Here is a 12,033-nt window from a genome sequence, read left to right on the forward strand (position 1 = left end):
TTGGTCGAGTTACACATGGTGGAGGTGTAGCAGTACAGGATATTTATCCCGTAGATAAACAACGAGCGATGCATCCAGCAATTATTTCCAATAATTTATCTAAAAAGGAAGAAAAACCTACTCCCTTTAAACGCCAGTACAACCAACCAGGTATTCTTTATCCAGTAACTAATCACGCATTGAGTATTACAGACACAGAGTTTGCTTCTATAGCTTATGCTTTTCTAGATTGTTTGCCACGTATAGGTTCTGGAAATCCAAAAGGAATAGCGATCGCAGAAACTTCCGAACAAATGCCTCTTCTAGTTGTGGATAGATACCTCGTTCCCAGAGGAAAGCGTCCGGTGATTTCTCCATCAATTACTAACCCACAAGAGGCTATTGATGATTTTCTTCGCTTTGCCAGAACTCCAGAAACAAACAGCGATCGAATTCAACTTCCACATTTTGAACGTTGGATAGGAGATGCTGCACTGGAGAAATTACAAGAGTATTCTGCCTTGTTTGTTGACACTGTATTGCAGGCATAATTTATGTACTGTGTCGAACTGAAAATTCAACCTACAGCAGCGATGACCTTTCGCGTTTTGCCTGGGTCAATTCTTAACATCGCTACTTATCCCTTCGTTCCTCCAACAACTTTATCTGGCTTCTTGCGACGGCTAGGCATGATGTCTGTTGGGTTGGAAATTCCAGAAACTCGCATTAACAGCGATAATCCGCCAGTTTATGCCTTACCTCCGCATTATTTAGCTTTAGGCGCGTATCCAGCCAAAGGAACGTGGAGTGCCGTTCATCGTACCTATCGCAAAGGGATGCGAGAGTTTAACCATGATGCCTTTTCTAGAATTTATCAAGATGGCGAAAAAGCGAATTTTCAGTTGCATACTTGGGAATATTTTATAGCTGAAAAACTGACTGGTTATGTATTAGCTGATTCTCGAAATGGATTAGAGTATTTTCAAGAATTAGTAGGTTACGGCTGTAAGCTTGGTAAAGAAGGATTTGCGATTGTCTCAGAAGTTTCAGAAATCGTGAATTTACATCAAGAAACCGCTGCTAAATATCCTTCAACAATTGTACCAATGGAAGCTCTGTTACAAAGTCAGCAGTTTGTAAGCGGGTGCGATATTTACAACATGTATCGTTACAAATGGGCAAGGGATACAAGTTATCAATCAGAACAAGAAGGTTTTTTAGATAATCGAGTAACCAAAATTGAAGGATTTATTCCTTTTGTTACCGCCTATTTTACAGAAGACACAGGAAATCCTCCGACTCTGGAATATTTCACAGATGGAAATGGAATTAATATTCCTGTTTCGCTGGTTAACTTGCTGAGAGGTGAAGCATATGTCTAAAGCACATCGTCAATATTCATTTAAGTTTGGTCGAGTATTCTTTCCTGGTGAAGCACAGCCAATTCCTAGCGAAATTCGTTTTCAACCTCTGGGAAATCATGTTGGTAATGTGATGGCTTTAGTTAAGAAATGGAGCAAAAGAGATTTTCCATCAGAGTCTTCTTTTGCAAGAGTTTTAGAAGCAGCAAAGATTCACGATATAGGTAAACCTCAAAGATTTGAGATTCAAGCGAAAATTACGAAAATGAGTAAATTTAAGGAGTATACTTACTCATTTAGAGGACATCGTTACTTAGCTAAATGTGACAAAGATGCTTGGGCAGAAGCTTTAGCAATCGGGCATCATGATTTTTCGGTAGAAGATATATGCAGTCAAGCATACAAACTAAAAAAAGAACAAAAATATGCTGATATTTTGACTAAAGAACCGCTAGCTTACGCCCGCGAACTATATATTCTGGAAATGTGCGATCAGATAGAAGCTGAGTTAGCCTGTAGAGTTTTTGGCGATGGAAACCAGGCAGATTCTCGCGCCTTTATGGACTTTACAATTGCACCAGATGAATTAGACGACACAAAATATTTTATCGAGCCTTGGATCTTTGAAGATTTACAACCTATAGAACTAACTTTCAAGTCTTGGGTCATGCAGTCTAATGAAATTGATAAAGATGGAGAATTAAAAAAATGTATTCAAGATGGTAGAGAAGAAGCTATTGGTAAAATACTAGATCGTATAGTAAAAACCTGGTGGCAATTTCATCAAGGTAACTCACAAGAATCAATTACTAAAACAATAACTATTCAGCCTTATAACTCTAGCATTCAAGCTAAAATTTGGACGGTAGAAGACTTTTATCAAAAGTTGGGAGGTTTTCAGCCTAACCCAATGCAAAAGGAAATGTTTGAAAAAATATATAATTCTCATGAAGACCAACATCCTGCCATTTTATTGAAGTCTTCTACTGGTTCGGGGAAATTCGAGTCAATTCTATTTCCAGCCCTAGCATCAAGTTATCGTTTAATTTTACCTCTGCCCGCTCGTAGTTTATTGGAAGACCAAAAACAAAGAACTGAAGACTATCTAAAAAAATTTTCTAAACTACATCCAAATAGAGAATTTTCTTTAGTTGTAGATACAGGAGCGCAAATGTATCGCCAAATCTACAAAAATGGAGAAGAAAGAAAATTTCGTACATCCAATTCTAGACGACATTTATACAAGGGTGATGTTATTCTCACGACTATAGATAAATTCCTTTATCGCTACTTTGCTTTTGGAGATAAGCAAAAGTCATTCATTTTTCCTTTGAGAATTAATCAAGAGAAGACACTTATCTGTTTTGATGAAGCTCATAGTTATGATGAAATTTCATTTACAAACTTTAACAGTTTAGTGAAATCGTTATATGAAGCTGGACGTTCTATTATGCTTATGACAGCTACAATGCCAAGCGAGTATTTAAAACGTTTTGATTATCTAGAACAAATAGATTATATTGAAGATTCGGAAAAATACCATGCACTCCAAGAATTTCAAGAACAAACATTAAAACAGGATTATCCCAACAAAAAAAGCTTTGAATGGATTAATAGTATTAAACGAGATTCAGAACATCCAGAAGCTTATCAAAATGAATATACTCAAATCATCCTTAGAGAATGGCAGACTGAATCTCAACAAAAACTAATTGTAGTTGTTGAAAGGGTTCAAGATGCAGTCGAGATTTATCAGAAAGTAAAAAGTGACTTAAATTTTAGCGATCGCTCGTCAGAACGATTTTTATTTCTCTATCATGGTAGAATTGCCGACCAACTGCGACCAAATATTTATGCTGAAATTCAAAAACGAGATTCCAGTAATCAACCTTATCTTCTGATTACAACTAGTGCTATAGAAGTTGGTTGCGATCTAAATGCTAAAGTACTGATTTCTGAAATTTGTCCTCCAGAAAACTTAATTCAACGCGCGGGAAGATGCAACCGCAAAGGTAATATACATAATGCTAAAGTGATAGCGATCGGTAATTCAATTCCTGAATTCTCCAATAGCTTAGATGAAAATGGCTGGCAAATCTACCAAAAAACTCTAGAATCATTATCAGAGTTTAATGCTCAAAAAATTAGTGAATGTATCTCTGTTTCTGAACAAGTTGATGATTATCGAGTCATCGAACTATTTTCCATGCTGCATGATTATGTTTATGAGGCAGATTTAACTTGTAAACATTCCCATGAAAAAGGATTGATTGTTACTCGTAGTAGGACACCTTCGGCAACATTGATTTATAAAGATGGCTGTGAAAATCCACATAAAATAACTGTACCTGTCGATCGCCTAATAAAGAATGATGAGAACGATTTTGCTAATACTTATGTATTGGAGCGTTATTACGATCGAGAAACTACACGCTTTGATGAAAGAGAATTAGGCTGGGGTTGTGCTTATTCTAAGGATATAGTAATTGAAATTCACAAAAATCAGGAAGGTGCTGAAATATATGATGGAAAGCGTGAATTCTCATATAATCCAGAATTAGGATTTGTGGAATTGCCAGGTATTTTTATTAAACTCAGATCGACGAATTGTGATGAAAAATTACTTTGCAAACACACCGATCGCAAGTCAGCAATTATTACATATACAAAAGCATTGAAAACAAAGTCAGATTAGATTTAATATCATGCCTCACAGCCTCGTCCTCAACCTCATTCCGCAATCTCCTATCTACCCTGAATTTCTCACTGGCAGACATCTCCACGCCTTATTCCTCACCCTCATTAGTTCTGTCGATAAAACCTTGGGAAACTACCTGCATCAATCCAATGCAGATAAAGCTTTCACCCTCTCACCCCTGCAAATACAACGACAGCACAAACATCACCATACCTTACAATTTGGTCATCAAAAACCCATTCCCGCAGGTACTCCCTGCTGGTGGCGTATTTCCCTACTCGATGACACTCTATTTAGCAAATTAACCCCACTGTGGCTGAATCTTAACCCAAAACACCCTTGGCATTTAGGTTCCGCAGACTTGTATATTACCAGTATTCTCGGTACTCCCCAATCGATGCAACCTTGGGCAAATGCTTGCACCTATACCCAACTATACGAACAAGCTAGCGATCGCGATCGCACTCTTAGCTTCACTCTTACTACGCCTGTATCCTTTCGTCAAGGTGAATACGATACGATTCTTCCCGTCAAAGAATGCGTTTTCAACAGTCTTTTAGGACGTTGGCATAAATATAGTGGAATTGAATTTACTAATATCTCCTTTGACTCAATTTATCCAAGTTTTGTCAAGATTCAAACGGAAGTAATTAGCAATTATAATAGTAAGTTTATTGGCTGTATTGGTGAAATTAGCTATCGCATTCTTGGAGATGTCGAACCAATAGTAATTAAGCAAATTAACGCTTTAGCTGACTTTGCTTTATATACGGTTGTAGGACGTAAAACAACAATGGGTATGGGCATGGTACGCCGTCTGTCAACAATTGATTCGCGTTCTTCAAATATGAAAAATCATGGACGATCTTGATTACATTCCTATCGCTGCATTAAATCAATATGCCTACTGTCCGCACCGCTGCTGGCGAATGTTTTGTGTAGGGGAATTTATCGATAACCAATACACAATTGAAGGAACGAGTTTACACGATCGCGTTCATACGTTAGGAGAAGGAAGTCGAGAAGAAACTCGGCAAATTCGAGCAATTTGGCTGAAGTCCGAACGATACAAATTAATTGGAAAGGCTGATTTAATTGAAGTAGAAAACGGTCAATGGTATCCAGTGGAATACAAGCGAGGACGTAAAGGAGAATGGGATAACGACGAACTACAAGTTTGCGCCCAAGCTTTGTGTTTAGAAGAAATGACTGGACAATGTATTAGTAATGGCTATATTTACTATGCTCATTCGCACCAACGTCAACTAGTAGAAATTACTAACCAATTGCGTCAAAGTGCGATCGCAACTATTCAAGCCGTTCAAACATTGCTAATGACAGGAGAGATACCAAAGGCTATTAAAACAAAACGCTGTGATGGATGTAGCTTATTTTCACGCTGCTTGCCTGGTGCTGTAGATAAGATCGGACGCTATCAAGAAGCCAAGTAAGTTTAGTTGTATTGATGTAACTTATCGACTAGAAATGCAATTATGGGTACGGTTTATATCACTCAAGAAGATGCTTTTATTGGCAAAGCAGATGAACGTCTTCATGTCAGATTTGATAAAAAAACAATTTTAGATGTGCCGTTAATTAAAATAGATGGTGTTGTAGTTATGGGACGTGCTACCGTTTCACCAGCGGCGATTTCCGAACTACTCGAACGCCATATACCTCTGACTTTTCTGACAGAAACAGGTCGTTATTTAGGTAGATTGGAGCCAGAAGTTAGTAAAAACATTTTTGTTCGCAAGGCACAATGGCAAGCAGCTGGTGAGTCAGTCCAAGCAATTCATGTAGTTCAAGGTTTTGTGCGCGGTAAGCTAAAAAACTACCGAAATCTACTTATCCGTCGCCAACGGGAATTTCCAGACTTAGATTTATCAGCATATATTACACGTTTAGAGCAGGCGATTGCACCGATTGACACGACTAACAGTATTAACTCGCTGCGCGGTTTGGAGGGTGCTGGTAGTGCGGCTTATTTCAACTGCTTCCATCAACTGATTCGGGCTACAGAATTTACTTTTACCACGCGCAGCCGCCGTCCGCCGACTGACCCAGTTAATTCTTTACTCAGCTTTGGCTACTCATTATTGCGGCATGATATACAAGGGGCGATCGATATTGTTGGGTTCGATCCATATTTAGGATATCTACACTGCGAACGTTATGGTAGACCAGCGCTAGCATTGGATTTAATGGAAGAGTTTCGTCCCCTAATAGTAGATGCAGTCGTGTTATCTGCTTTGAATAAGCGACTTTTGACACCCGCAGAATTTGTGACGGAACCGTTAAGTCATGCGGTATCTCTGACTGGGGAAGGGCGAAAAACATTCTTGCGCTTATACGCGCAGAAGAAGCAATCTGAGTTCAAGCACCCAGTTCTAGGACGTAAATGTAGTTACCAAGAAGCATTTGAACTACAAGCACGGTTACTAGCGAAATACTTAATGGGTGAAAGTGAGAAATATCCACCGTTGATTTTGAAGTAGGCGTGAGGGGAGAAAATCACCATGAATGTTGTTATTTCTTACGATATCTCCGAAGATAAGCGCCGTACCAAAATCCATAACGTTCTTAAGTCTTACGGGCAATGGGTGCAGTACAGCGTGTTTGAATGCCAGTTGAGCAATACTCAATATGCTAAATTACGTTGGCGTTTAAATAAGTTAATTAAGCCGGATACTGATAGTATTCGATTTTATTTTCTATGCGCCTGCTGTTTTGGTAAAGTTGAGCGTATTGGTGGTGAACCAGTTTATGATGACACTATTTTCTTTGCTGAATGCGCGGATGGGTAGGTGTTGGTACAGAGAGTTTGAAAAAAATGCTGGTGATCGGCGCGATACAGTAGTTTACAGGAATAATGGTTAATAATCTACCGCGCTCCTTGCTAAGTCTATGTTTTCACAATTTGTACCTTGCATGAACCAGCTTTTGTGATGCTATTATTGCTTTATCCGCGCTCTCGAACCTTGAAAACTAAATATGGCTTAGTTTTCAGGCTCCCGCCGTTGAAATTTAATTAACGCCCTATTAGGGATTGAAACAAATTGCCTTTGACTACAGCAGAACTAAAGCCTTGAAGTTGAAATTTAATTAACGCCCTATTAGGGATTGAAACTGCTCAGGAACTATCGAATACAGCACTGCCAGCGATCTTCAAGGTTGAAATTTAATTAACGCCCTATTAGGGATTGAAACGCGAACTTCGCCATTTCCTACAGCACGGCGCAGCGGTTGAAATTTAATTAACGCCCTATTAGGGATTGAAACAATAGTGATGTGATAATGACTCTCACGATCGCATTGTTGAAATTTAATTAACGCCCTATTAGGGATTGAAACCGGCTATGGGCGGCGGATTGCCAGCCGTATCGGGGTTGAAATTTAATTAACGCCCTATTAGGGATTGAAACTTGTATGCGGCGTACCCAGCAACGCTAGCAGCGATGCCAGGTTGAAATTTAATTAACGCCCTATTAGGGATTGAAACAATCCTCGACAATTGATTTCTATTCCTCCCGCGTGTTGAAATTTAATTAACGCCCTATTAGGGATTGAAACGAGAATGACTAAATACTACCGCTTAGAAAACAAACTTCCGTTGAAATTTAATTAACGCCCTATTAGGGATTGAAACCTAATACCGATCATTCCCAGGTATACTCCGTTGAGGTTGAAATTTAATTAACGCCCTATTAGGGATTGAAACAATGTGCAGTGTGGTATCTCTACCACACTATTACTATACGTTGAAATTTAATTAACGCCCTATTAGGGATTGAAACATTCTGGCTTAGTTCCAAGCGATCCGCTCCACGACGTTGAAATTTAATTAACGCCCTATTAGGGATTGAAACAGTTGATGAATTAACAGAGGCACCATCTAACTTTGTTGAAATTTAATTAACGCCCTATTAGGGATTGAAACAATACCTCCAATTAGCCTTAATGACGCTTCCAGCGCCCTCTAATTGTTGAAATTTAATTAACGCCCTATTAGGGATTGAAACTCAGTACGACTGTACTGCTGATAGCCCAGAAGCAAACCCAGGTTGAAATTTAATTAACGCCCTATTAGGGATTGAAACTGATATCAAACCAGCGTTTACACCAACTCCCCTAGTGTTGAAATTTAATTAACGCCCTATTAGGGATTGAAACATCAACTCTAAACTAGGGGCGCAAATTCCCAACGGTTGAAATTTAATTAACGCCCTATTAGGGATTGAAACTCAGTGGCAACAGTGCTCAAACATGCTCCAAATCCTGTAGTTGAAATTTAATTAACGCCCTATTAGGGATTGAAACTTACCTGTGATTGACTCATCACATATTCCCCATCAGGTTGAAATTTAATTAACGCCCTATTAGGGATTGAAACAGTCGATTTTGTGAGGGAAGCAGTTAAAGAGAAGGGTTGAAATTTAATTAACGCCCTATTAGGGATTGAAACAGCGCCGCTCCACTTTCAAAATTATCGATAAGTTACGTTGAAATTTAATTAACGCCCTATTAGGGATTGAAACATTTAATAAATAGCAACATCACCGATGTTTCTATAAAAGTTGAAATTTAATTAACGCCCTATTAGGGATTGAAACTTAACTGATGGAAGCGACAACGAGAAAAGTCAAGGTAAAAGGTTGAAATTTAATTAACGCCCTATTAGGGATTGAAACTGCCACTCTCGATTAAGGATATCGCAGAGCGAGACAAGTTGAAATTTAATTAACGCCCTATTAGGGATTGAAACCGGGTTGCAGATTAGAGAAGAGACTGAGCTGATTGTTGAAATTCAATTAACGCCCTATTAGGGATTGAAACACGATTAATTGCAGATACCAAGATAGCTAGATCGCGTTGAAATTTAATTGCCTCCCTATTAGGGATTGAAACCGCAATGAAACCAAAAGAACAGGCTACACCGTGCATGTTGAAATTTAACGATCACCCTATTAGGAATTGATTTTTTTTTCGGAAGTGTTGGAATAAGATCGCCTGCTGCGCTATGGTTGAAATTTAGTTGTCTCCCATTAGGGATTGAACCTAGTACAGACTGAACCAATGCACTACCGACGATTTGGCAAAACAAATCTCAATCTTTCGGTGTTTTCGTTAGGCACGATGCGTTACTTGGCTTCGGAGGAAAATGCCTATAAAACAATCGATCGCGCAGTTGCACTAGGAATCAATCACATCGAAACAGCTAGAGGCTATGGTGACAGCGAATTATATCTCGGTGCAGCACTCAAAAAAGGTTTGCCTGTCCCCCGTTCCCAACTTTACATCACAACCAAAATTCCCCCTACGACAGATGCAGACTCAATGCATTGTTATATTGATGAATCTTTAGAACGTATTGGACTCGATTACTTAGATTGCTTGGCAATTCACGGAATAAACACTTGGGAACATCTCGATCTCGTACAACAACCAAATGGTTGTATGCAAGCAGTACGGGAAGCTGTTGCTGATGGACGGGTAAGACACGTTGGTTTTTCCACTCACGCATCTTTAGATGTAATACTAGCAGCGATCGCAACCGATCTGTTTGAATTTGTCAACCTACATTATTACTACTTTTTTCAACGTCATGCCCCAGCAGTAGAACTCGCCCATACTAAAGATATGGGTGTATTTATTATCTCTCCTGCGGATAAGGGAGGACTCTTATACACTCCACCAGAGACGCTTAAAGACTTGTGCCAGCCTTTTTCCCCATTAGAACTCAATTATCGCTTTTTACTAAGCGATCGCCGTATTACTACCCTCAGCATCGGTGCAGCCACCCCAGAAGAGTTAAACGTCCCTTTACAAGTCGCTGACTGTGACACACCTCTAACTGATGCAGAAATTAAAGTATTACAGCACTTAGAAACTCATGCTGCTACAACTTTAGCAAGCGATCGCTGTAGTCAATGCTACAAATGTTTGCCTTGCCCTGAAAAAATTAATATTCCCGAAGTTTTGCGCCTGCGAAATCTGACTATTGCATACAATATGCAGGAGTACGGCAAATATCGTTATCAAATGTTTGAAAATGCCGGACACTGGTTTCCTGGCATGAAAGCAAATAAATGTACTCAGTGTGGTGATTGTCTACCGCGCTGTCCCGAACAATTAGATATTCCGCAATTATTATCTGATACTCACGATCGCTTGAATGGATCTCCTAGACGTAGGTTATGGGGATGATTAGTAATTGGTAATTGGTAATTTTATGAAAGTTTTTTCCCAAAATGAATGGCGATCGCTACAACAACCGCAATTTTGGTTAATGGCGATCGCGAGTGGTATAGCGACTATTCATGCAAGTTTAATTTGGCGGAGTAATGCCGATTCAAATCAATTTATTCTCAGTCTTCTTTGTTGGTTAGCTGTGGCAATTTTAATATGGGAAAAGCGCCACAAATTAATTTTACAAAGCGATATTGTTTCTAGCTTCCTCGGCTTTAGTCTTCTAGGCTTTGTTCTCCTCAGAAGTCTATGGATGACTAGTTTCGACAATTTATTTCATTTTATTCCCTTTATCGCTGCTATAGGATTGGTTTTACTTGCTTCTGGAGCAAACAAATTACATCAATACTGGCAAGAGATAATCATTATCTTTGCTTTTTCGATTCCTGTAGAGTTGCTAATTAATCGAATTGGCATTCTAGCTCTATACACGGCGAATTTTGCGTCTTTAATTTTAACTTATCTAGGAGTAGAATTTTATCGAGAGGGAGTCAATATTGTTCTAGCTAATGGCAAAGCTGTAGAGGTAGCTGCTGGTTGTTCTGGTTGGGAAAGTATATTTCCTTTATTAAAACTATCTGTATTATTTTTAGTCATGTTTCCGACAAAAACAATGCAAAAAATCCTCGTTCCTTTAGCCGCAGTTGCGATCGCTTTTGTTGTCAATGGAGTACGAGTCGCTATTCTAGCCATTTTACACGCTTACACAGCCGAAGCTACATTTAAATACTGGCACATCGGTACGGGTTCGCAAGTTTTTTTTCTAACTTCTACTTTATTATTTGGAGGATTCTGTTATTTAACTAGTAAAAGATTACCTTCCGAACATTCAGACAAGAGAGAACTTTCTGAACTATGAAGTTTTGGCAACGCTTGCGAACACCGCTATTAATTTTCACATTTGTCAATGTATTGTTTGTATCTAGTCGAGTGTTACTCGATTCAAACATTGGTAAGCGAAAAGTTACCCCTTTTACATTTCCTGCTACAGTTCCTCTTCCACAGTGGCAGCAAGTCGCAAGTCAACCGCTACCAGATCGAATTGTAGAACAAGAACCATATGGTAAGGTAGCATTTCCAGGTAGACGCTATCAATACAAGCAAAACGACTTGTTACTCGATGTTGATGCGCGCTATGAATTAAATACTGTAGGAGATGGACAACAAGCGATCGCAGACAATCTTAATCTATCATTTCCAACCAATCAATCTCCACTGCAAATTCGCCACAATCCACAATTAGGTTATTACGCAGTTTTCGTACACCAACAAAGAGCATATTTAAATGCATGTATTAATTCTCGTGGTGGTAGTACGTTCACTCCTTCCCAATTTGACGCAAATCGCTTGCGCTATGATTTTCAATTTCCACGAATTGCATTATGGTTGTTGGGAAGACAAGAATTAAGAGATAACCGTTGCATTTGGACTCATTTATCTTTACCTTTAAAACAGCCTACGTCCGAAGCTTACTCTACCTTAGAACAGGCTTGGTTTTCTTCATATAAGTGGTGGAGTTCTCGCCTTCCTCCAATTTAACAATTATTAGTAAAGAGTGACTAGTGGTTGGTGTCTAGTGACTAGAATTGCTCCCCTTGTCCCCCTTGTCCCCCTTGTCTCCCTTGTCTCCCTTGTCCCCCTTGTCTCCCTTGTCTCCCTTGTCTCCCTACAACACGCAGTTCCAATATGTGTAAGGGCGATCGCCATAGTTGAGTGCAGAAAAATGGAGAGCTGGATTAGCTAGCA

The 12,033-nt window shown here is 39.2% G+C and carries 9 protein-coding genes, 1 pseudogene and 1 CRISPR repeat array; all 10 genes and pseudogenes read left to right on the forward strand.

The genetic code is table 11. The annotated features are described in order from the left end of the window. Positions 1 to 530: pseudogene (locus DSM107010_RS29775) on the forward strand (hypothetical protein); the annotation flags it as partial. 3 nt (positions 531 to 533) lie between these two features. Beyond that, positions 534 to 1,361 carry a hypothetical protein gene (locus DSM107010_RS29780; protein ID WP_127024605.1) on the forward strand — a complete coding sequence of 276 codons (828 nt, stop codon included), beginning with the start codon at positions 534 to 536 and terminating at the stop codon, positions 1,359 to 1,361. Then, positions 1,354 to 4,035 carry a CRISPR-associated helicase Cas3' gene (cas3, locus tag DSM107010_RS29785; RefSeq protein ID WP_127024608.1) on the forward strand — a complete coding sequence of 894 codons (2,682 nt, stop codon included), beginning with the start codon at positions 1,354 to 1,356 and terminating at the stop codon, positions 4,033 to 4,035. The genes DSM107010_RS29780 and cas3 overlap by 8 nt, the downstream gene beginning before the upstream one ends. Positions 4,036 to 4,045: 10 nt before the next feature. Then, on the forward strand, positions 4,046 to 4,909 hold the full coding sequence (cas6, locus tag DSM107010_RS29790; RefSeq protein WP_106169128.1) for a CRISPR-associated endoribonuclease Cas6: 864 nt from the start codon (positions 4,046 to 4,048) through the stop codon (positions 4,907 to 4,909). Continuing rightward, positions 4,896 to 5,489 carry a CRISPR-associated protein Cas4 gene (gene cas4 / locus DSM107010_RS29795; RefSeq protein ID WP_015155035.1) on the forward strand — a complete coding sequence of 198 codons (594 nt, stop codon included), beginning with the start codon at positions 4,896 to 4,898 and terminating at the stop codon, positions 5,487 to 5,489. The genes cas6 and cas4 overlap by 14 nt, the downstream gene beginning before the upstream one ends. Positions 5,490 to 5,531: 42 nt before the next feature. Continuing rightward, entirely contained in the window at positions 5,532 to 6,536 is a 1,005-nt protein-coding gene (cas1d, locus tag DSM107010_RS29800) for a type I-D CRISPR-associated endonuclease Cas1d (protein ID WP_106169129.1), read from the forward strand. 21 nt (positions 6,537 to 6,557) lie between these two features. Beyond that, a complete protein-coding gene (gene cas2 / locus DSM107010_RS29805) occupies positions 6,558 to 6,845 on the forward strand; it encodes a CRISPR-associated endonuclease Cas2 (protein WP_106169130.1) in 288 nt (95 codons plus the stop codon). A 212-nt stretch (positions 6,846 to 7,057) separates the two neighbouring features. After that, positions 7,058 to 8,946: a CRISPR direct-repeat array (repeat unit 37 nt; unit sequence GTTGAAATTTAATTAACGCCCTATTAGGGATTGAAAC). Between the two features lie 168 nt (positions 8,947 to 9,114). Further along, positions 9,115 to 10,245, forward strand: a complete 1,131-nt coding sequence (locus DSM107010_RS29810; protein WP_127024611.1) for an aldo/keto reductase — start codon at positions 9,115 to 9,117, stop codon at positions 10,243 to 10,245. 25 nt (positions 10,246 to 10,270) lie between these two features. Beyond that, positions 10,271 to 11,146 carry a cyanoexosortase A gene (gene crtA, locus DSM107010_RS29815; RefSeq protein ID WP_106171298.1) on the forward strand — a complete coding sequence of 292 codons (876 nt, stop codon included), beginning with the start codon at positions 10,271 to 10,273 and terminating at the stop codon, positions 11,144 to 11,146. Further along, positions 11,143 to 11,826: a cyanoexosortase A system-associated protein gene (locus DSM107010_RS29820; RefSeq protein ID WP_106171295.1), complete on the forward strand. Its 684-nt coding sequence runs from the start codon at positions 11,143 to 11,145 to the stop codon at positions 11,824 to 11,826. The genes crtA and DSM107010_RS29820 overlap by 4 nt, the downstream gene beginning before the upstream one ends. The last annotated feature ends 207 nt before the right edge of the window (positions 11,827 to 12,033 follow it).

Source organism: Chroococcidiopsis cubana SAG 39.79 (assembly GCF_003991895.1).
GTDB classification, from domain to species: domain Bacteria; phylum Cyanobacteriota; class Cyanobacteriia; order Cyanobacteriales; family Chroococcidiopsidaceae; genus Chroococcidiopsis; species Chroococcidiopsis thermalis.